The 20,963-nt window shown below is 71.4% G+C and carries 19 protein-coding genes and 1 riboswitch; of the genes, 5 read left to right on the forward strand and 14 right to left on the reverse strand.

Annotated elements, in window-relative coordinates; all coding sequences use genetic code 11:
- Positions 1-165: 165 nt before the first annotated feature.
- The 3 genes from ACH4DZ_RS21130 to ACH4DZ_RS21140 all read right to left on the reverse strand — a co-directional run bounded on the left by ACH4DZ_RS21130 (position 166) and on the right by ACH4DZ_RS21140 (position 2,660).
- On the reverse strand, positions 166-825 hold the full coding sequence (locus ACH4DZ_RS21130; RefSeq protein WP_398288768.1) for a TetR/AcrR family transcriptional regulator: 660 nt from the start codon (positions 823-825) through the stop codon (positions 166-168).
- A gap of 102 nt (positions 826-927) precedes the next feature.
- Positions 928-1,074 carry an SCO1431 family membrane protein gene (locus ACH4DZ_RS21135; RefSeq protein WP_398288769.1) on the reverse strand — a complete coding sequence of 49 codons (147 nt, stop codon included), beginning with the start codon at positions 1,072-1,074 and terminating at the stop codon, positions 928-930.
- Positions 1,075-1,280: 206 nt separating this feature from the next.
- Positions 1,281-2,660, reverse strand: a complete 1,380-nt coding sequence (locus ACH4DZ_RS21140; protein WP_398288770.1) for a peptidase C39 family protein — start codon at positions 2,658-2,660, stop codon at positions 1,281-1,283.
- 272 nt (positions 2,661-2,932) lie between these two features.
- On the opposite strand from ACH4DZ_RS21140, the gene ACH4DZ_RS21145 reads away from it, so the two are divergent.
- Positions 2,933-3,559 (forward strand): uridine kinase, encoded by a 627-nt coding sequence (locus ACH4DZ_RS21145; RefSeq protein ID WP_398289206.1) that lies wholly within the window; start codon positions 2,933-2,935, stop codon positions 3,557-3,559.
- A gap of 433 nt (positions 3,560-3,992) precedes the next feature.
- The gene (locus ACH4DZ_RS21150) at positions 3,993-5,852 is read left to right on the forward strand and encodes an AAA family ATPase (RefSeq protein WP_398288771.1); all 1,860 of its coding nucleotides are present in this window, start codon (positions 3,993-3,995) and stop codon (positions 5,850-5,852) included.
- 272 nt (positions 5,853-6,124) lie between these two features.
- Here the strand turns inward: ACH4DZ_RS21150 and ACH4DZ_RS21155 are convergent, their stop codons facing one another.
- The 10 genes from ACH4DZ_RS21155 to ACH4DZ_RS21200 form a co-directional block, all read right to left on the reverse strand.
- Positions 6,125-7,225 carry a hemolysin family protein gene (locus tag ACH4DZ_RS21155; RefSeq protein WP_398288772.1) on the reverse strand — a complete coding sequence of 367 codons (1,101 nt, stop codon included), beginning with the start codon at positions 7,223-7,225 and terminating at the stop codon, positions 6,125-6,127.
- Positions 7,222-8,598: a hemolysin family protein gene (locus ACH4DZ_RS21160; protein WP_398288773.1), complete on the reverse strand. Its 1,377-nt coding sequence runs from the start codon at positions 8,596-8,598 to the stop codon at positions 7,222-7,224. Before ACH4DZ_RS21160 ends, ACH4DZ_RS21155 begins: the two co-directional genes overlap by 4 nt.
- 199 nt (positions 8,599-8,797) lie before the next feature.
- Positions 8,798-9,286, reverse strand: coding sequence for a PH domain-containing protein (locus ACH4DZ_RS21165; RefSeq protein WP_398288774.1), 489 nt, complete (start codon positions 9,284-9,286; stop codon positions 8,798-8,800).
- A 57-nt stretch (positions 9,287-9,343) separates the two neighbouring features.
- Complete coding sequence (gene hisG / locus ACH4DZ_RS21170; RefSeq protein WP_398288775.1) at positions 9,344-10,201, reverse strand: ATP phosphoribosyltransferase; 858 nt, start codon at positions 10,199-10,201, stop codon at positions 9,344-9,346.
- A gap of 49 nt (positions 10,202-10,250) precedes the next feature.
- Positions 10,251-10,523: a phosphoribosyl-ATP diphosphatase gene (locus ACH4DZ_RS21175; RefSeq protein WP_107019637.1), complete on the reverse strand. Its 273-nt coding sequence runs from the start codon at positions 10,521-10,523 to the stop codon at positions 10,251-10,253.
- A gap of 34 nt (positions 10,524-10,557) precedes the next feature.
- On the reverse strand, positions 10,558-11,043 hold the full coding sequence (gene ribH, locus ACH4DZ_RS21180; protein ID WP_107019638.1) for a 6,7-dimethyl-8-ribityllumazine synthase: 486 nt from the start codon (positions 11,041-11,043) through the stop codon (positions 10,558-10,560).
- Positions 11,044-11,144: 101 nt separating this feature from the next.
- Positions 11,145-12,443, reverse strand: coding sequence for a bifunctional 3,4-dihydroxy-2-butanone-4-phosphate synthase/GTP cyclohydrolase II (locus ACH4DZ_RS21185; RefSeq protein ID WP_398288776.1), 1,299 nt, complete (start codon positions 12,441-12,443; stop codon positions 11,145-11,147).
- Complete coding sequence (locus ACH4DZ_RS21190; RefSeq protein WP_398288777.1) at positions 12,440-13,084, reverse strand: nicotinamide riboside transporter PnuC; 645 nt, start codon at positions 13,082-13,084, stop codon at positions 12,440-12,442. Before ACH4DZ_RS21190 ends, ACH4DZ_RS21185 begins: the two co-directional genes overlap by 4 nt.
- Positions 13,081-13,689 carry a riboflavin synthase gene (locus ACH4DZ_RS21195; RefSeq protein WP_398288778.1) on the reverse strand — a complete coding sequence of 203 codons (609 nt, stop codon included), beginning with the start codon at positions 13,687-13,689 and terminating at the stop codon, positions 13,081-13,083. The genes ACH4DZ_RS21190 and ACH4DZ_RS21195 overlap by 4 nt, the downstream gene beginning before the upstream one ends.
- 155 nt (positions 13,690-13,844) lie before the next feature.
- Positions 13,845-13,975: riboswitch (FMN riboswitch) on the reverse strand.
- Positions 13,976-14,329: 354 nt separating this feature from the next.
- A complete protein-coding gene (locus ACH4DZ_RS21200; protein WP_398288779.1) occupies positions 14,330-15,943 on the reverse strand; it encodes an ROK family protein in 1,614 nt (537 codons plus the stop codon).
- 143 nt (positions 15,944-16,086) lie between these two features.
- On the opposite strand from ACH4DZ_RS21200, the gene ACH4DZ_RS21205 reads away from it, so the two are divergent.
- Together ACH4DZ_RS21205 and ACH4DZ_RS21210 are read left to right on the forward strand one after the other, a co-directional pair.
- The gene (locus ACH4DZ_RS21205) at positions 16,087-17,316 is read left to right on the forward strand and encodes an MFS transporter (RefSeq protein WP_398288780.1); all 1,230 of its coding nucleotides are present in this window, start codon (positions 16,087-16,089) and stop codon (positions 17,314-17,316) included.
- A gap of 97 nt (positions 17,317-17,413) precedes the next feature.
- A complete protein-coding gene (locus ACH4DZ_RS21210) occupies positions 17,414-18,826 on the forward strand; it encodes a uracil-xanthine permease family protein (RefSeq protein ID WP_398289207.1) in 1,413 nt (470 codons plus the stop codon).
- Here the strand turns inward: ACH4DZ_RS21210 and ACH4DZ_RS21215 are convergent.
- A complete protein-coding gene (locus tag ACH4DZ_RS21215; protein WP_398289208.1) occupies positions 18,808-19,929 on the reverse strand; it encodes a glycoside hydrolase family 6 protein in 1,122 nt (373 codons plus the stop codon). The two genes, ACH4DZ_RS21210 and ACH4DZ_RS21215, sit on opposite strands and share 19 nt — an antisense overlap.
- Before the next feature lie 172 nt (positions 19,930-20,101).
- On the opposite strand from ACH4DZ_RS21215, the gene ACH4DZ_RS21220 reads away from it, so the two are divergent.
- Positions 20,102-20,845, forward strand: coding sequence for a DUF5995 family protein (locus ACH4DZ_RS21220; protein WP_398288781.1), 744 nt, complete (start codon positions 20,102-20,104; stop codon positions 20,843-20,845).
- Positions 20,846-20,963 lie beyond the last annotated feature (118 nt).

A 20,963-nucleotide genomic window follows, 5' to 3' on the forward strand; every position in this document is an offset into this window, starting at 1 on the left:
GGGGGGCCGCGCCCCCCCCGCCCCCGCCACCTTCTAGCGGCCATCACCGGGGGGGGGGGGGGGGGGGGGGGGGGGGGGCCCCCCCCCCCCCCCCCCCCCCCCCCCGACGCACCCGTCCTGCCGTTTCCGATGGCGTCCTGCCATGTCAGGTGGCGTCCCACCGTCTCAGGTGGTGCGGCGCGCGGCCTGCGGGGCCGGGTAGGAGACGTCCAGCTCCTCGATCGCCCGCATCGTGCCGCCGAGCATCTTCACCAGCAGCTCGCGCATCAGATCGCGCGACAGGCCGCGGTGGGCGATCCAGTCGAGGGTGGCCCCCTCCACACTGCACAGCCAGCCCAGCAGTGCCGTGCGCGGCAGCGGGCCCACCTTCCGCCGCCCGTACGCCCCTTCGGCGATGGTCTCGACGATGGCTTCCCGTACACCGTCGCGGATGGCGTGCACCTCGGCGTCGAAGCCGACACCGCCGCTGATGATGGTCCGGTACGCGGCCTGGTTGTGCTCGGCGTAGCGCAGATAACCGTCGATGGTGCGATGCACCCGCTCTTCCGGGGGCAGTTCGAGACCACTGGCCGCCCGGGAGATCAGCTCGGCCACCGAGTCCTCGACGATCGCCAGGTAGTAGCCGCGCTTGGAGCGGAAGTAGTAGTAGATCAGTCCCTTGGCGACATGCGCCTGCTTGGCGATGTCGTCCATCGACAGGGCGTCGTAGGACGTGTCGGCGAACAACTTCCGCCCGATGACGATGAGTTCGGCACGGCGCGCCAGGGAACGGTCGGTGCCGCGCGCTCCGGGGCGGTCGGCACCGCGCTGTGGACTGTTAGTCAATTCCGGACCTGGTCTCCAACCGCGAGCGGGACTTCCGCAGTATGGCAGAGCCGTACGAGCGGCCTGTTCGAGTCTCTTCGACCGGCCGCCGAGGTCCTGGCGTCAGACCAGGCCGAGCTGCGTCACGAACATCGCGAGCACCAGCACGAAGGTCCAGCCCATGACGTGCTCAAGGATCTTCGGGCCGTCGTCCTTGGGGCCGCCCGTCCGGGCGCGGACGTGTCCGGCGGTGACAGAGGTCGTGGTCATGGCGGCTCACTCACGGTCGGCTTTGGATGGACTCCCCCGCCGGTTCGGACGGACTTGTCCCACCGGTTCGTCCACCTTGCCATCGGATCGGGCTTTTGCGGGGGAGAGCTTGGTCACCCGCGACCGGCCGGTGTGGCACACGCCACAGGGGTGGCTCCGCCATGCGGGGCCACCCCTGTGCCGTACGGGCGTCCGGGCATCCGGGCTCAGTGCACGCCCACCGCCGCCAGGGCCTTGCGCTGGGCCTCCGTGGGACGGGCCGGGAAGTAGAGGTAGCAGACCCCGCCGGTGCCGGAGGCGACGTTCCCGGCGGCGTTGTACCGCTTCGTCCTGAGCCAGATGTTCTCCCACTCGCGCCGCTTGTAGACATGCCGTACCGCGTCGTTGTCCGGTGAGTTCGGGTCGTTGGCGATCACATCGCCGTCGGCGGTGAAGCCGATGACCGTCATCAGATGCCCGGCCGTGCCGTAGCCCGCGCCGGTCAGCTCGGACGCGAGGAACGACTGGGACGTGATGGCCGGCACACCGGCGGCGATCAGCGTCTCCAGATCGGTGAGTGAGTGGAGCCGGGTCACCACGCCCTGCAGATCCTTGTACGTGGCGGCGTACGCGGCGTTGAAGGGCCAGTTGCCGCAGCCGTCGTACTGGTAGTCGAAGGTGAACCGCGCCGCGTGGCACACCTGCGGGTCCGCGTACTCGGGCTTGACCCAGGCGAGCGCCTCGGGCGTGGGTTTCCGCCCCCAGTACTCGATGATCATCTGGGAGGAGGTGGGGCTGCACCAGGCCTCGCCGCCGTTGTCGTACTCGGGGTACTGGCCGACGTGGATCTCCTGCGAGTAGCGCGGCACCTTCAGTTCCCGTGCGAGACCGGGCGCCGACGCCGGGACGGTGAAGCGGTCGGGGACGTCGGAGCCCATCGCGCCGAGCCGCCACACGGTCGGGGTGGCCTTGGTCCCGGGCTTGCGGTGGAGGGTCAGCCGCAGCCGGTACGACACCAGGCGCAGCCCGGAGGCCGCGTCGTCGATGGCGAAGGTGTCCGTCCAGACCGTGCTCTTCCCGTCGCTCTGGTCGTCGACCGAGGTCCGCCGGATGTCCTGGTCACCGGACGCCCAGCGGCCCATCACGTACCAGGGGGTGTCCGTGCCGTCGGAGTACGTGCCCCTCAGCTCGATCTGCAGCCAGGTGCCCGCCGGGGTCCGCGCGTTCCAGGAGGCGATGACCTCGGTGGAGGGCACGGCGAGGCGGTGGACCGGCGAGGTCCAGCGGGCGTACTCCCAGGTGGCGGTCGTGCCCGTGTGCGGGTCCGGGTAGTCGGTACGGCCCTCGGGGGTCCGGATCTCCAGGCCGGGGCGGGCCCCCTGCACGGCACCGGTCCCTTCCGCGGTGCCGCCGCGCCAGTCGGCGTACGAGGTCCAGGCATGGTTGTCCACGAGACCGGAGGGCGCTTTCGACGGGGTGGCGGCCGGGGTTCTCGCGGTGTGGGCCGACGGGCTCGCGGCGGCGGCCGGGCTCGCCGCTCCGGCGGCGGCCGCCGCCACTGCGGCGGCGAGGACTGTTCTGCGGGACGGCTGTTCGGCTCTGGTCATGGACGGAAGACCCCCAGGTGTCCGGAACGGGCTGGTCCAGTGCGTGGGTGCTGCGTGGGTACGCATGTGTGGGTGTGGGCCAACTATGGAACGTGATCACGGCTTCTGCCAGCACTTCGGGCATCGCGGCGCCGACCAATATTGGTCGATACCACTGATGGGGCGGGAGACCTGATTGCCCCCATATCGGTCTCGGTAGAGTGTTCCTCCGCAATGCGTACGCCTCCGTCCGCGGCCCTCCGCGGGCGCCCCTCCGCACCCAGGGAACCCCCATCCACCTCCACACCCTCGCCCACCGGCTGCGGCTGCTGCCGCCCTCCTGCGGCCCCGTCCGGCTCGTCGGCGTCGACGGTCACGCCGGTTCGGGCAAGACCACCTTCGCGGACCGCCTGGCCGGGGCGCTGGGCGGCGTGCCCGTGCTGCACCTGGACGACATCGCCACGCACGAGGAGCTCTTCGCGTGGACGGGGCGGCTGCTCCGGGAGGTCGTCGAACCGCTGGGCCGTGGCGAGACCGCGCACTACCGCCCCTACGATTGGCGGCTGCGCGACTTCGGGCCGTCCCGCGCCCTGCCGCCCGCGCCCGTGATCCTCGTCGAGGGGGTCGGCGCCGGCCGTCGTGCGCTGCGGCCGCGACTGGCGGGACTGCTGTGGATGGAGATGCCCCACGAGGACGCATGGGCCCGCGGGCGCCTGCGGGACGGTTCGGCGCAGAGCGATTTCTGGGCAGGATGGGTCCCCGCGGAGCGCCGGCACTTCGCCGAGGACCCTTCGGAGCCGTTCGCCGACCTTCTGGTACGACAGTGTTCAGACGGATATGAGGTGCTGCCAGGACCTGCCGAGACGTCGGTGAGAACGCTTTCCGTCACGGATCGTGACGGCCCTGCGCCTGTGTGCTGAACCGGTGAAGACCGCTGTCCGAGAAGTTGCCTGAGTGCCCCAACTCGGCTTGACCGAGGGGCCGTACAGGTCTTACGTTCTCAAGGAGCGGCCTTCGGGGCCGCCCCACAGACGCGAAGCCCCCGGTTGTTCCCCCGTGATCGGGGGCTTCGTTCTCTCCTCGGGCGTTTTCCGGACGCCCCGAGGCGCAATTCGTTCACCCTCAGTGACCGTCCTGAGTGTGTCCCGTCCGCCCCCACCTCGAAGAACCCGTCGTGCGGCACCCTACGGCCCGGCACTCCCCCGCAGGTACGATGCCTCTTGGTGCGACCTTCGGACGGCTGCTCTCCGCACCGCACGCAACTCCCGTCCGCGGCACAGCGGTTCGACGAAGACTGCCGACGGGCACCGGCCCGCCCGGTGATCAACGGGGGCACGGTATGTGGGGGACGTGATGGACTTCGGCACGCAGGGCCCCGAGGCCCCGGCCGACCTCGCCTGGCTGCGAGGTGTGGACGCCTACACCATGGGGGCCTATCCGCAGGCGGAGGAGGAGTTCCGCGCCGCGGTCCGGATGGATCCGGGGATGGCCGACGGCTGGCTGGGACTGCACGCGCTGCGCATCGACACGACGACCGCGCTGCTCCGGATGTTCCGGCACCGCGATCGCTTCGGCGAGCAGCGCGGCCGTCACCGGCGCACGCTCAACTCCTGGTACTGGCTGGGCTGGTGGGTGCAGCCGGTGCTGGAGTCGCCCCGCGATCTGCTGCTCGCGCACTCCTCGCACTGGCTCGACGGACGTCATGTCCCGGAGCTGGACCGGGCGTTGGCGGGCCTGCCCCCGGTGGACGCGGATCCGCAGGTCCGCTTCCTGCACGCCTGCCGGGCCTATCTCGTCAAGGACTGGGAGCAGTTGGTCCGGCACACGGACCCGCTGATCGACGATCCGATGCTGGGCATCGAGGCGGGCCTGTTCGGAGGGATGGCCCGGGTACGTCTGGAGATGTACGGGCAGGCCGAGCCGCTGCTGTCGTCCGCGCTGATGCGCTGTCGCAGCGAGCAGCCGCAGCGCAAGGAGCTGCGGTACTGGCTGGCGCGTGCGCACGAGGGCACGGGCCGCTCGGCGGCGGCCCTCCCCCTGTACCGGGCGGTGCACCGGGTCGATCCGGCCTTCATGGACACCTCGGCGCGGCTCGCCGCGATCTCCGAGGGCGACGGGTACGACGAGACGGCCGACCTCGCGGCGATCACACTCACCGGGATCGGGCAGGACATCCTGGACGGCCCCGACGGCGTGGATCCGCTGTTCGGCACCGAGGGCCGCGACCTGAAGCTCTCCGAGCCCGAGCTGCCGCCGTCCGGCGCGCTGCCGTCCGAGTCGGACCGGGTCCGCGAGAAGGCCATCGTGCCGGTGCTGCCGCCGCATGTGCCGACCGGGCCCACGGATCCCGCGCTCCTCGAAGAGGCGCTGGCCGAACTGGAGGGCATGGTCGGCCTCGAACCGGTCAAGCGCCAGGTGAAGGCGCTCTCGGCGCAGTTGAACATGGCCAGGCTGCGGGCCGGGCAGGGGCTGCCGGTCCAGCCGCCCAAACGGCACTTCGTCTTCTCCGGCCCCTCCGGCACCGGCAAGACCACCGTGGCACGCATCCTCGGCCGGGTCTTCTACGCGCTCGGGCTGCTCGGCGGCGACCATCTCGTCGAGGCGCAGCGGGCCGATCTGGTGGGCGAGTATCTCGGTCAGACCGCGGTGAAGGCCAACGAGCTGATCGACTCCGCGATCGGTGGGGTGCTCTTCGTCGACGAGGCCTATTCGCTGTCCAACTCCGGGTACGGCAAGGGGGACGCGTACGGGGACGAGGCGCTGCAGGTGCTGCTGAAGCGGGCCGAGGACAACCGGGACCATCTGGTGGTGATCCTCGCGGGGTATCCCGAGGGCATGGACCGGCTGCTCGCCGCCAACCCCGGGCTGTCGTCCCGGTTCACCACCCGGGTCGACTTTCCCTCGTACCGGCCTCTTGAGCTCACCTCGATCGGTGAGGTGCTGGCGGCGGAGAACGGGGACGTGTGGGATGAGGAGGCGATCGACGAGCTGCGCTCCATCAGTGGGCACGTCGTCGATCAGGGGTGGATCGACGAGCTCGGGAACGGGCGGTTCCTGCGTACGTTGTACGAGAAGAGCTGCGCCTATCGGGATCTGCGGCTTTCCGGGTATCCGGGGCATCTCACGCGGGATGATCTGGCGACGCTTCGGTTGGCCGACCTGATGCAGGCGTATGGCGAGGTTCTCTCGGGGCGGGGGCCCTCCGGGGGGTGAGCGTGTCCCTCCGGGCGTTCGGCTGCGCCCACGAGCTCGGTGGGTTGCTGTCCGGCTCGCGGGTGCGGCGCCGTCGTGGCTGGTCGCGCAGTTCCCCGCGCCCCTAAAGGCAAAAGACTGCGCCGGCCCCCGCGTCTCTGAAGGCACAGGCAAACGATTGCGCCGTTCCCCGCGCCCCTGAAGGCAAAGGCCAAAGACTGCGCTATTCCCCGCGCCCCTGAAAGCGGGACGGCCCCGCGCCCTCTGGGGGTGAGGGCGCGGGGGCCGTTGTGTCAGCTGGCCAGGGCCTGTTGGGGGGAGTCCGCGGGGTCTGGGCGGGGTGAGCGTGGTTCGCCCACCCGTGCCGTCGGGGGCTTGCGGTGTGCCGGGTCTCGGACCTCGCCGACCAGGAGTTCCAGGACGTCCTCCAGGGCTACCAGGCCCACGACCCGGCCCGACGCGTCGGCGACCTGGGCGAGGTGCGTCGCCGCGCGGCGCATCACGGTCAGGGCGTCGTCCAGCGGAAGCTCGGCGCTGAGGGTCGTCATGGGTCGCCAGACCTGCTGCGGCACCGCCCGCTCGGACTCCTCCAGGTCGAGTACGTCCTTCACGTGCAGGTAGCCCATGAAGGCGCCGTTCTCCGCGACCACCGGGAACCGCGAGAACCCGGTGCGGGCGGTGAGCGCGACGACCTGGCCCGGCGTGACCGAGGGACCCACGCTGATCAGCGACTCGCGGTCCAGGAGCACATCCGTGACCGGGCGGGAACCCAGCTCCAGGGCGTCCTCCAGGCGCTCCTGCTCCCCGGGGTCGAGCAGACCGGCCTGGCCGGCGTCCTCGACGAGCCGGTTGAGCTGCTCGCTGGTGAAGACCGCCTCGACCTCGTCCCTGGGCTCGACACCGAAGAGCTTCAGGATGACGCGGGCACAGGCACCGAGGCCCACGGTGACCGGCTTGCACAGCCGGGCGAAGGCGACCAGGCCGGGGCTGAGCCACAGCGCGGTCTTCTCCGGGGCGGCCATCGCCAGGTTCTTGGGCAGCATCTCGCCGACCACCAGGTGGAGGAAGACGACCGCGGCGAGCGCTATGACGTACCCGAGGGGGTGGATCATGCCCTCGGGCAGGTGCACGGCGTGGAAGACCGGCTCCAGGAGGTGCGCCACGGTGGGCTCGGCGACCGCGCCCAGTGTCAGCGAGCAGATGGTGATGCCGAACTGCGCGGCGGCCATCATGTGCGGCAGGTTCTCCAGGCCGTACATGACCTGGCGGGCCCGTGCCGTGCCGAGTGGTTCGATCTGGCTGCGCCGTACGGAGACCAGGGCGAACTCGGCACCGACGAAGAAGCCGTTGGCGAGCACGAGCAGGCCGGCGAACAGGAGTTGGAGCACGCTCATCGGACGGCCTCCGCCGCGGAGACGGAAACAGGGGCGGAAGCGGGAGCGGCGGCGGGGGTGGCCCCGGCCTCGGCTGTTCTGACCAGCCTGACCCGCTCCGCGCGGTAGTGCCCGACCTGGCGCACCGAGAGGCGCCAGCCGGGCAGCTCGGCCCGGTCGCCGGGGGCCGGGATGCGTCCGAGCAGGTCGGCGACGAGGCCGGCGACCGTCTCGTACGGGCCCTCGGGGACGTCCAGGCCGATGCGCAGGAGGATGTCGACGCGGCAGCTGCCGTCGGCGTCCCAGGCGGGCCGGCCGTCCTCGGGCGGCGCGGCGGCGAGTTCCGGCACGTCCTGCCCGTCGTGCTCGTCGCGGACCTCGCCGACGAGCTCCTCGACGATGTCCTCCAGGGTGACGACCCCGGCCGTGCCGCCGTACTCGTCGACGACGACGGCGATGGGCTGCTCGTTGCGCAGCCGCTCCAGGAGGGGCTGCACGGGCAGTGTCTCCGGGACGAGCAGCGGAGCCTGGGCGATCCGGGTGACCGGCGTGCGCAGCCGGTCGTGCGAGGGCACCGCGAGGGCGTCCTTGAGGTGCACCATGCCGACGATCTCGTCGATCCGCTCCCGGTAGACGGGGAAACGGGAGAGGCCGGTGGCACGGGTGAGGTTGACGACGTCCTCGGCGGTCGCGGAGGACTGCAGGGCGCTGACCTTCACGCGCGGGGTCATGACGTGCTGCGCGGTGAGGTCGCCCAGGGAGAGGGTGCGTACGAACAGGTCGGCGGTGTCCTGCTCCAGCGCGCCGGCCTGGGCCGAGTGCCGGGCCAGGGAGACCAGCTCGCCGGGTGTGCGCGCGGAGGCCAGCTCCGCCGTGGGCTCGACGCCCAGAGCGCGCACGAGCCGGTTGGCGACGGAGTTCAGCCCGGCGATCACCGGCCGGAACAGGGTCGAGAAGACGTGCTGCGGGCCCGCGACGAACCGCGCGACCTGCAGAGGCCTGGACACCGCCCAGTTCTTGGGCACGAGTTCGCCGATCACCATCTGCACGGCCGAGGCCAGCAGCATGCCGACGACCACGGCGACACCGGACACGGCGCCCTCGGGGACGCCGACGGCGGTGAACGGGCCGTGCAGCAGTTCGGCGAGCGCCGGTTCGGCGAGCATGCCGACGACCAGCGAGGTGATGGTGATGCCGAGCTGGGTGCCGGACAGCTGGAAGGAGAGTTCCTTGAGGGAACTGACGACGGTACCGGCCCGTCGGTCGCCTTCGGCCGCCGCCTTCTCGGCGTCGGGGCGCTCCACCGTGACGAGGCCGAACTCGGCCGCCACGAAGAAGCCATTGGCGAGGATCAACAGGAACGCCGCCCCGAGGAGCAGCAGGGGGATGGTCATGCCGCCGCCTCGATATGTCGGGAGGGGGCGGCGCAGGTACTACAGGACGATCCGTCCATCGCTGGAGGGAGTCACTCCTCGAATAGCAGGGGGCCGCCGGGTTCCGGGTGGGAAGTCAGCGGCGGAGGCGCAACGAAAACGCCTCCGCCAACAGATTAATCAAGACATGGGCCCGGACGGCAGGGTGGAAGGCCGGGAGTCAGCCGTGATGTTCGTCGTGCTGCCCGTCGGACGGTCCGTCCGGCTCGCCGGAGGAGCGGGCCTCGGCGAGGGCGCGCAGCGCACGGGCGTCGCTGATGGCGTGCTGTTTGGCGATGCCCGGCTGGATGCCGAGCACGGGCAGACTGGTGCCGTCGCTGAGGTTCAGAAAGACCCAGGGGTCTCCCGGACGCAGGTTGACCTGCAGGATCTCCGCCCAGGCCAGCCGCCGCCTGCTGGCGATGTTGACGACGGTGACCCCGGACTCGTCGGCGACGACCTTCGGTCGGGCCAGCAGCACGAGTACGGCGAAGAGCAGTGCCGCGGTGAAGACGAAGCTGAGGCGCTCCCCCGGTCCGAGCTTCTCAAGCAGCAGCGCGACCGTGGTGATGACCACAAAGATCGTGGCACCCGCGGTCAGCAGTACGGCACGGGTGCGCCCGGGCCTGAAGGTCACGGGGAGGGCGGGCGGCTCGGTGGTGTCCGGCATGGCGAGTGCTGTTCCTCGAAGTCCTTGAAGCCTTTGCGGTCCTTGACGTCCTCGGAGTCAGAGGCGGCAGGCGTGGATGGCCGTGGTCAGGATGGCCCGCGCGCCGATCTCGTACAGGTCGTCCATGATCCGCTGGGCCTCCTTGGACGGGACCATGGCACGTACGGCGACCCAGCCCTCGTTGTGGAGCGGCGAGACGGTCGGCGACTCCAGGCCGGGGGTGAGCGCGACCGCCTTCTCCAGCTGCTCGACGCGGCAGTCGTAGTCCATCATCACGTAGGTCCGCGCGACGAGGACGCCCTGGAGGCGGCGCAGGAACTGCTGGACCTTGGGCTCCGCGTCGCCGGTGGTCTCCGCTCCGGTACGGCGGATGACGACCGCCTCGGACTTCATGATCGGGTCGCCGAAGACCTCAAGGCCCGCGTTGCGCAGCGAGGTGCCGGTCTCGACGACGTCCGCGATGACCTCGGCGACGCCGAGCTCGATGGCCGTCTCGACGGCCCCGTCGAGGTGCACGACGGACGCGTCGACGCCCTGGTCGGCGAGGTACTTCGCGACGATGCCCTCGTACGAGGTGGCGACGGTCTTGCCCCCGAGGTCGTCGAGGGCCTTGGCCGTGCCGGGCTTGGTCGCGAAGCGGAAGGTGGAGCGGGCGAAGCCGAGGGGGAGGATCTCCTCGGCCTCGGCCGCGGAGTCGATCAGCAGGTCGCGGCCGGTGATGCCGATGTCGAGCTTGCCGGAGGAAACGTAGATCGCGATGTCGCGGGGGCGGAGGTAGAAGAACTCGACCTCGTTCTCCGGGTCGACGATCCGCAGCTCCTTGGCCTCCCGGCGCTGCTGGTAGCCGGCCTCATGCAGCATCTCCCCCGCGGGGCCTGACAGGGAACCCTTGTTGGGGACGGCGATGCGCAGCATGAGGTCGGCTTCCTTTGTTCGTGCGGGTACGGGGGGTTGGGGCGAGGGCTCAGAGGTGGGCGTACACGTCGTCCAGGCTGATGCCGCGGGCGACCATCATCACCTGGACGTGGTAGAGCAGCTGCGAGATCTCCTCGGCGGCTGCCTCCTTGCCCTCGTGCTCCGCGGCCATCCAGACCTCGGCGGCCTCTTCGACGACCTTCTTGCCGATGGCATGGACCCCCTTGCCGACCAGTTCCGCGGTGCGGGAGGTGGCGGGGTCGCCGGTGGCTGCCTTGTGCTGGAGCTCGGTGAAGAGCTCCTCGAAAGTCTTCTTGGACATGGTGGTCCTCACCCTACGCGGTCGCGGGCCTACGTCAGCGCCAGGGTTCGGATACCGAGCGCAGGGTGGCCGCGGTCGCCACGGCCGCCGTCACCGCCTCGTGTCCCTTGTCCTCGTTCGAGCCCTCGATGCCCGCGCGGTCCAGGGCCTGCTCCTCGGTGTCGACGGTCAGCACGCCGAAGCCGATGGGGACCCCGGTCTCGACGGAGACCTGGGTGAGGCCCTGGGTGACGCCCTGGCACACGTACTCGAAGTGCGGGGTGCCGCCGCGGATGACGACGCCGAGCGCGACGATCGCGTCGTAGCCGCGGCCCGCGAGGACCTTCGCGACGACCGGCAGTTCGAAGCTGCCGGGGACCCGCAGGAGGGTCGGCTCGTCGATGCCCAGCTCGCGCAGGGCGCGCAGCGCGCCGTCGACGAGTCCGTCCATGACCTTCTCGTGCCACTGTGCCGCGATGACGGCGACCCGCAGGTCACCGCAGTTGCGTACGGACAGTTCGGGTGCGCCCTTGCCGCTCACGTCTGTGTCTCCTCGTGCAGTGCAGTGCAATGCAGTGCTGTGCCGCTACTGATTACTCATTACGGGTTACTGATTACTGATTACGGGTTACGGGTTACGGGTCACTGATTGCCGCAGGCGGACACGGTGGTCGTGTCCAGCCAGGGCAGGTCGTGCCCCATCCGGTCCCGCTTGGTGCGCAGGTACCGGAGGTTGTGCTCGCCCGCGGTCACGGGCATCGGCTCGCGGTCGGTGACCTTGAGGCCGTGACGGACGAGCGCGGCCGTCTTGTCGGGGTTGTTGGTCATCAGCCGCAGGCTGCGCACCCCGAGGTCCTCCAGGATCTGGGCGCCCGCCGCGTAGTCGCGGGCGTCGGCGGGCAGGCCGAGTTCGAGGTTGGCGTCCAGGGTGTCCCGGCCGCGCTCCTGCAGCTCGTACGCGCGCAGCTTGGACAGCAGCCCGATGCCGCGCCCCTCGTGGCCGCGGAGGTAGACGACGACCCCGCGGCCCTCGGCCTGGATGCGCCGCAGGGAGGCTTCGAGCTGGGGACCGCAGTCGCAGCGCAGGGAGTGGAAGACGTCCCCGGTGAGGCATTCGGAGTGGATGCGCACGACGACGTCGTCACCGTCGCCGATCTCGCCGTGGACCAGCGCCACGTGCTCGACGCCGTCGACGGTGGAGCGGTAACCGTAGGCCGTGAACTCGCCGAAGGCGGTGGGCAGTTGCGTCTTGGCCTCGCGGCGGACCGTGGGCTCGGCGGTGCGGCGGTAGGCGATCAGGTCCTCGATGGAGATGATCGTCAGCCCGTGCTTGCGGGCGAACGGGATCAGTTCGGGCAGGCGCAGCATCCGCCCGTCCTCGCCGGCGATCTCGACGATGGCGCCGGCCGGCCGCAGGCCCGCGAGCCGCGCGAGGTCGACGGCGGCCTCGGTGTGGCCGTTGCGGACGAGCACACCGCCGGGCTTGGCGCGCAGCGGGAAGATGTGGCCGGGGCGTACGAAGTCGGCCGCCCCCGCCTGCCCTTCCGCGAGCAGCCGCAGGGTGGTGGCGCGGTCGGCGGCGGAGATGCCGGTGGTCACGCCGGAGGCGGGGCCCGCGTCGACGGAGACCGTGAAGGCGGTGCGCATCGACTCGGTGTTGTTCTCGACCATCTGCGGGAGCTGGAGGCGGTCGAGTTCGTCGCCCTCCATGGGTGCGCAGATCAGACCGCGGCACTCGCTCATCATGAAGGCGATGATCTCGGGGGTCGCCTTCTCGGCGGCGATGACGAGGTCGCCCTCGTTCTCGCGGTCCTCGTCGTCGACGACCACGACCGGGCGGCCCGCGGCGATGTCCGCGACGGCCTTCTCGACCGGGTCGAGGGCGAAGTCCGAGGCGTCCTCGTCATGACCCGTGCTGTACCAAACCGGCGTTGTCGTCATGCCGGGGCTCCTTCCAGGACGGGCTGCCCGGCCTTGCGGGAGCGCAGCCACCAGTCGCGCATGCCCCACAGGACGAGCGCGCCGTAGATGATGTAGACGAATCCGGAGAACGCGAAGCCGTTGGCGAAGTTGAGCGGCACGCCCACCAGGTCGACGAGCAGCCAGGCGAACCAGAACTCGACCATGCCCCGCGCCTGGGCGTACATCGCGACGACCGTGCCGACGAAGATGTAGGCGTCGGGCCAGGGGTCCCAGGACAGGGACGGGTACGCGGTGAACAGGCTCGCGACGGCGACGGTGCCCACGGCGGCGGCGCCGAGCAGGTACGCGCGTTCGCGCCAGGTGGCGAACCGGACCGCGATGGAGCCGTCCTGCGCGCCGCCCTTTCCGCGGTTCCACTGCCAGTAGCCCCACAGCGCGACGGCCATGACCACGAGTTGCTTGCCCGCGCTGCCCGAGAGGTGGGCGGTGGCGAAGGCCGCGAGGAGGATGGCGCCGGACAGGAACTGGACGGGCCAGGTCCAGATGGAGCGGCGCCAGCCGAGGGCGAGACCGATAAGACCGATCACGTTGCCGATCATGTCGGCCCACTTGATGTGCTGGTCGAAGAGCGTGAACGCCTCGGAGTTGAGCCAGTTCACCGTGTCGCTCCCTGTCCCCGCGGGCCGAGCAGCCGCTCGACGTACTTGGCGATCACGTCGACCTCAAGGTTGACCGGGTCGCCGGGCTGCTTGCGGCCCAGGGTGGTCAGGTCGAGGGTGGTCGGGATGAGGCTGACGGTGAAGAAGTCGGGGCCGGCGTCGACGACGGTCAGGCTGATGCCGTCGACGGTGATGGAGCCCTTCTCGACGACGTAGCGGGAGAGGTCCGCGGGCAGCGAGATCTTCACGATCTCCCAGTTCTCGGACGGCTTGCGCTCGATGACCTCACCCGTGCCGTCCACATGGCCCTGCACGATGTGCCCGCCGAGCCGCTCGCCCACGGCCATGGGCCGTTCGAGGTTGACGCGGGAGCCGACGACGAGGGCGCCGAGGCTGGAGCGGTCCAGGGTCTCCGCCATCACGTCGGCGGTGAACTCGCCGTCCTCGTGGTCGACGACCGTCAGACAGACGCCGTTGACGGCGATGGAGTCCCCGTGACGTGCACCTTCGGTGACCACAGGGCCACGGAGTCGGAAACGTGAGGCGTCGCCGAGGTTCTCGACGGCGGTGACTTCACCCAGCTCTTCAACGATTCCGGTGAACACTTCCCGGGTCCTCCTGCCTCATAGGGCACGGACTCCGGGGCCTGTCGATGACGACAGATGTGAAACGAGCGGGGACACCGGGGGCGACGCCGCGTGGGACGACGTGCCCGTGGGACACGTCGAAACAGACGGCGGCGCGCACGAATGCCCGCCCGCCGCGCACTGCCTCCCATCCGGACTTTAACCGTCGGTCCAGGAATTTCACCTGGTCAACCGGCCGCTGGAAGCGACCGGGTCGCGGACTGTAACCGCCGGTTCGGACTTTCACCGACCCCGGAGTGCGCTGCTTCTGGTACAGACTCAGTGTGCCACGCCTGATCGACGCCCATGCGGGTGAATTCTGTGGGGTGGCTCACAAGGTGTACCGATGGACTTCACGGGACACTCGTGAGGGGCCAGGCTCTGATCAACTTCTCCGTGATCAAGGCGTCTCGCTGGTGGTCCATACCTATTGACGCTTTGGTCTAGTCCTCTCTAGGGTCAGCGTTCACCGGCGCCTCTCCGGGTCGCGTTCGCCGACCCGCCCCAGATCGACCCGGCGGCGGTGACGGAGGCCCTTGCCCCGCCGCCGGGTCTCCGTTTCTGAACGGGCCACCGGGGCCGCACGGGCCCAGGGTCACCGCCCTGCCGCCCGCTCCGGTCATCGCTCCGGAGGCGCGAACAGCTCGTCCTGGGCCCCGTCCCGGGCCATCAGCAGGGCACCGCGCAGAACGGCGCCGCCGCCCAGGATCCCGGCCCGCACCTCGGTGGGCAGCGGCGTCATCCGCCCGAGCCGCTCCCGCACCCGGGCGGCGAGCACCTCACCACCCGCCCGCCCGATCTCCCCGGACAGGACCACACACCCCGGATCCAGCACGGCGATGACGGAGGCGGCACCGAGAGCGACACGATCGGCGAGCGCGTCAAGAAACCCCGAGGCACCCGAGGAGGCCGGTTCCGGTCCGGAACCGGCCGCCGGGGCCGAGGCCGATCCCAAGGCGGGAGCCGGAGCCGATGCGGAACCGGAAGCCGAGACCGGACCCCGGCCCGAGCCGGACGCCAAGGGGCGCGGGGAACTGCGCGGGTGACCCCCACCACCCGCGGACAAAGCCGTTCCGGCTTCGGTTTCCGGGACCGGCACGGACCCGGACGCCGAAGCCGATACGGAACCGGAACCGGAACCGGACACCGAATCCTGCGCGGAACCGGACACCGGAGCCGGTACGGAACCGGAACCGGAAGCCGGCGCGGACTCGGACTCCGGAGTCGGTACGGAACCGGACACCGGAGCCGGAGCCGAAGCCGGAGTCGGAGCGAGACCGGACGCCGAAGCCGGCGCGGCCCCGGGCAGCGGCGCGGAGGCGGACACCTCCCCCGCGACACGCGACACCGCCTCCCGCACCAACGCCGCCGCATGCGGCTCATGGGACAAGGCCGGCGCCACCACCCCGAACCCCCGCGCCAGTTCGGCGATGGCCGCCGCCCCCGCGAGCGAGTGGAACCCCCCCTCGCACCCCGTCGCGGACGGCAACCCGCCCGTGCCCGGCACCGGCAGGAAGCCGATCTCACCGGTCCCCCCGGACGCACCCCGCCGCAGGACCCCGTCCAGGACCACCGCCGCACCGATCCCGTGCCCCAGCCAGAGCAGTACAAAGGTGTCGCGGTCACGCGCGGCCCCGTCCCGCTGCTCGGCCAGCGCCGCGAGATTGGTCTCGTTCTCGACCACGACACGTGCCTGAAAACGCTCCTGGAGCGCCGCGGCGAGCCGCCGGTGCCACTCGGGCAGACCCGTGGAGTCGCGCAGCTCACCCGTGGCGGGGTCGATCAGACCGGGAGCCCCGACGCCGACGGTGTGCAGCCGCTCGACCCCCGCCTCCTTGGCCGTGCGTTCGACCAGCGCGACCGCCTGCTCGACCGCGGGCGCGGTGTCCGTCTCGTCCGCGATCGGCACCGACGCCTCGGCCAGTACCGAGCCCAGCAGATCCGCGACGACCACGGCCACCCCCTCGGTGCGCACATCGAGGGCCGCCAGGTGCGCCCGGTCGGCGACGATCCCGTACAGCCGGGCGTTCGGGCCGCGCCGCTGTTCGCCGGACTCCCCGACCACGCCGATCAGCCCGGCCTCGGCGAGGCGTTCCACGAGGTCGGCGACCGAGGGCCGGGAGAGGCCGGTGAGGTTCTTCAACTGCCCTGCCGTCAGAGGACCTTCCCGCTGCAGCAGCCGCAGGGCGAGCCGGTCGTTGATGGCCCGGGCGGTACTCGGTGATGCGGGCATGCCGGGATCCTTCCAGATCAGGGCGGAGGTCTGCGGCGGGCGTAAAAACAATCTATCTATCAGGCAGGCTGCCTGATAGTTTACGGCGGCAGAGTGGAGAGACGACAGTCGACCGCCGGGGTCGGCAGACAGGGGCCGGGAGAATGAGCGAAGTGGTCTACGACAGGCGCGAGGTGAAGCGCTCCCGGTACGCCGTGGCCGCGGTGTTCGCCGTGCACGGCGCCGTCACCGGCTCGTTCGCGACACGCGTTCCGTGGATCCAGGACCACGCGTCGGTGAGCGCGGGCCAACTCGGCCTGGCACTCGCCTTCCCCGCTATCGGCGCCTCCCTGGCGATGCCCCTCGCGGGCAGCGTCAGCCACCGCTTCGGCGCCCGCACGGCCCTGCGCGGACTCATGGCGCTGTGGACGCTCGCCCTGGTCCTCCCGGCGCTCGCCCCGAATCTGCCCACCCTGTGCCTGGCCCTCTTCGTGTACGGGGCGACGGCCGGCATGGCCGACGTGGCGATGAACGCCCTGGGCGTCGAGGTCGAGAACCGTCTGGACAAGTCGATCATGTCCGGGCTGCACGGCATGTGGAGCGCGGGCGCCCTGGTCGGCTCGGCCGGCGGAACGCTCGCCGCGCACCTGGGCACGGACGCCCGGCTGCACCACGCGCTCGCCGCGCTGACGCTCACCGTGCTCGGCACGGTCGCCTGCCAGGGCGTACTGGACCTGCGCGCCGCCGAGGACCAGGAAGCGCCCCCGCGTTTCGCGCTGCCGCCCAAGTCGGCCCTGCTCATCGGCGCGATCGGCTTCTGCGCGGTGTTCGCGGAGGGGGCGAGCCTGGACTGGTCGGCGGTCTATCTGCGGGACGTCCTCGGCAGTTCCGCGGGACTCGCCGCCGCGTGCACGACGGGCTTCACGCTCACCATGGCGGTCGCGCGGCTCGCCGGCGACGCGGTGGTGGACCGCTTCGGCCCGGTGCGCACCGTACGGGTCAGCGGGCTCCTCGCCACCGCCGGCGCCCTGCTCGTCGTCCTGGCGCAGAACGCGGCCCTGGCCATGGCCGGCTTCGCGCTGCTGGGCCTCGGCATAGCCGTGGTCGTACCGCTCTGCTTCGCCGCGGCGGGCCGCAGCGGCCCCAACCCGGCCCAGGCCATCGCGGGCGTCGCCACCATCACGTACACCTCCGGACTGATCGCGCCGTCCGCCATCGGAACCGTTGCGGACGCGACGAGCCTGGTGACGTCCTTCGTGCTGGTGACCGTGCTGGCCTTCGGGCTCGCGGCGTTCGCGGGCGTCCTGCGGACCAGCGGCCGTACGTCGGGTGCCCAGGTCCCCGGCGCGCGCGCCGAGGTGGCGGACGCGAAGGTTCCGGATTCGCGGCCCTGAACCGGCCGCTCCCCCGGCTCCCCCCTACCATGGCGCTGATCTTCACGTACGGAATCTCAGGTGCGCATCTGAGGTGCAGAGAAAGCGAATACCCACCATGGACCTCGGCGTGCGCTGGAAACTGCACGGTGACGGGCGCACGCCCGCGCCCGGAGCGGTCGTCCGCCCCGACGAACGGCTCTCGTGGCCACGGACGGCCGGCCTCGGCGCCCAGCATGTGGTGGCGATGTTCGGGGCGTCCTTCGTCGCGCCGGTGCTGATGGGCCTGGACCCAAACCTCGCGATCATGATGTCGGGCGTCTCGACGGTGATCTTCCTGCTCGCCACCCGCGGCCGGGTGCCCAGCTATCTGGGCTGTTCGCTCTCCTTCGTGGGCGTCGCCGCGGTGATCCGCGCGCAGGGCGGTTCCAGCGCGACCGTGACCGGCGCCGTGTTCGTCGTGGGCGTCGCGCTGTTCCTGGTCGGCCTCGCGGTGCGGCGGTTCGGGGCGCGGATCATCCATGCCGCGATGCCGCCGGTCGTCACGGGCGCGGTCGTCATGCTGATCGGCTTCAACCTGGCCCCGGTCACCGCCGCCACGTACTGGCCGCAGGACCAGTGGACGGCGCTGCTCGTGATGCTGTTCACCGGTCTGGCGGTGGTGTGCCTGCGCGGTTTCTGGTCACGGATCGCGATCTTCCTCGGCCTGCTCCTCGGGTACGGCGTCTCGTGGCTCTTCGACCTGGTCCTCGGCCGGATCCACTCGGCCGACGCGAGCGGCAAGGTCACCGACCACTGGCGGCTCGACCTCTCCGGTGTCGGCTCGGCGGACTGGATCGGGCTGCCGGCCTTCCACGGCCCGTCCTTCGAGTGGTCGGCGATCCTCGTGGCCCTGCCCGTCGTGATCGCGCTCGTCGCCGAGAACGCGGGCCATGTGAAGGCCGTCGGCGAGATGACCGGCGAATCCCTGGACGACAAACTGGGCACCGCGATCTCGGCGGACGGGGTCGGCTCGATGCTCTCCACCGCCGTGGGCGGCCCGCCCAACACCACGTACTCCGAGAACATCGGCGTCATGGCGGCGACCCGCGTCTACTCCACGGCCGCCTACTGGGCCGCCGCCGGCTTCGCGCTGCTCTTCGGCCTCTGCCCGAAGTTCGGCGCGGTCGTGGCGGCCGTCCCGGGCGGGGTGCTCGGCGGGATCACCGTCATCCTGTACGGCATGATCGGCCTGCTCGGCGCGCAGATCTGGCTCAACGCCGGGGTGGATCTGCGCAATCCGCTGAACCTGGTACCGGCCGCGGCGGGCATCATCATCGGCGTCGGCGACGTCACGATGAAGTTCACCGACACCTTCTCGCTGAGCGGTATCGCGCTCGGCACCCTCGTCGTCATCACCGGCTACCACGCGCTGCGGGCGATGGCCCCCGCGCACCTCAAGTCACAGGAACCGCTGCTGGACGAGGGCACGTCCTCCTACAGTTCCGAGCACGGCTCCGGCCCGACGGACGGTCAGCGCGCCAAGTCGTAGGCGTAGTCCGGCGTGAACGTCCCCGGCCTACCGCGGCAGCCGTCGGACTCCCCCGGCAGCTTCACCCACAGGTAGGCGTCGATCCGGGCCTCTCCGGTCCGCAGGGTCGGCGCCTGTCCCAGTGTGCGGCCCGCGGGGTCGCACCACTCGCCGTCGGCCGGGGGGCCGTTGCCGTTGCGGCTGGTGTCGATGACCGCGCCCAGGCCCGCGGGGCCGCCGAGCGCTTCGAGGGTCCGGCGGACGTACGCGACCTCCTCGTCGGTGCGATTGAAGTTGGAGACGTTGCTGAAGATCCCGTCCGAGGAGGCGGCGGACGCGGCACCGGCCCGGCGCAGCAGCCCGGCCTGCTTCCCCGGCGGGTTCCAGTCCGAATGGCCCGCGTCGAAGTAGACCCGTGCCTTCGGATTCGCCGCCTTCAGGACACGGCCCGCGCGGGCCAACGCGGCGAAACGGGCCGTCCGTTCACCTTCGGAGAGACAGTCCGACTGGGCGATCGCGTCGGGCTCCAGGATCACCACGACCTCACGGCTGCCGAGGCCCGCCGCGAACTTCTCGATCCACCCGTCGTACGCGCCGAGGTCGGGCGCGCCGCCCTGCGAGGCCCCGCCGCAGTCGCGGTCCGGTACCGCGTACGGGACGACCACGGGCACGCCGCCCTTCGCCGCCCCCGCCGAGGTGACCGCCCGCACCCGGGCCGTGATGTTCGACGGCGTGTAGTCCGCGAACCAGACCGCGGCGGGGCGGTCGGCTATCCGGGACTCGATGACCTGGCGGCGCGGGTCGTCGGGGTTGGCCCGGACCCAGTCCAGGACCTGGGAGTCGCCATGGCGGTACAGCCGCACGGACACGGGCTCGGTCCCCGGCTCCGTGGCCGCGGACTTCGACGGCTCGGGGCCGGGCTTCGCCTTCGACGCGGACGCCGAGGGCGACGGGGAGCCCGAGGTCGCCGAGGACAAGGGGGTGGGCAGGTAGGGCAGCGGCTGCAGGAACGGTGTACCGGACACGTCGGGGCGGGCCTCGTCACCGCCCCGGCCGTCGTCCAGCGCGGACATCATCCCCGTCACGGTGCCGGCCGCGACGACGGCGGAGGCCAGCGCCACCATGGCACCGCGCCGGGCGGCGCGTCGGCGCTCCGCCCTGCGGGCGGCCAGGCGCTCGGCACGTCGGACTGACACGTGGTGCTCCCCCTCCTCCGGGCCCCGCGTAATCCCCCGTTCTGGGGAAGCGTCCGGCCCGGCGGCCCTCGGCACAGCCTAGGCCTGGGACCCTGCCCCCATGGTGCGGTTGGAACGCTTCGCGCAGGACACGGTCCTCGTCCACGGCCTCGACGCGGTGGTACGCCGTATGCGCGCGCTCGACGCGCTCTGGCCGGAGCGGGACGGTGTCGCGGTCTTCAACCGCGTGTACCTCGCCGTCACCGAGGAGGTCTCCAGACGCGTGGACGCGGGGCACTTCAGCGACGCCCGGGCCGCGATCACGCTGGATGCGCGGTTCGCGGAGCGGTACCTCGGGGCGGTCGAGGCGGTGGCGGAGGACCGCTGCCCGCCCGCCTGCTGGCGGCCGCTGTTCCAGTTGCGCGGGCATCCGGGGGTACGTCCGCTGCAGTTCGCACTCGCCGGTATCAATGCGCACATCGGGCACGATCTCGCGCTCGCGGTGGTGGACGCCTGTCGTACGCTCGGCTGCGAACCGGCGGAGCTGGAGGACGAGTTCGACCGGGTGGGCGATGTGCTGATCGCTCTGGAGGAGCGGATCCGGGAGGATCTGATGCCGGGGCCCGACCTCCTGCAGATCGCCGATCCGCTGACGCACCTGCTGGGGGCGTGGAGTCTGGAGCGGGCCCGGGACGCGGCGTGGTCCGCCGCGCGGGCCGTCTGGGCCCTGCGGGAACTCCCCGACCTGACCGGGGAGTTCGTCGACCGGCTCGACGCGGGGGTCGGCCTGGTGGGCCGCTGTCTCCTCACCCCGCTGGGAGCACCGCAGTACGCTGCGCTGCCCGCGCCGCTGCCCAGCCGGTGAGTCGCCTGCGGGCCGGTGGGGGCGGACCGGGGGGGGGGCCCCCCCCCCCCGGGGGGGGCCCCCCCCCGGGGGGGGGGGGCCCCCGGCCCCCCCCCCCCCCGGCCCCCCCCCCGGGCCG

Source organism: Streptomyces sp. NPDC017991 (genome assembly GCF_044328075.1).
Lineage (GTDB): Bacteria > Actinomycetota > Actinomycetes > Streptomycetales > Streptomycetaceae > Streptomyces.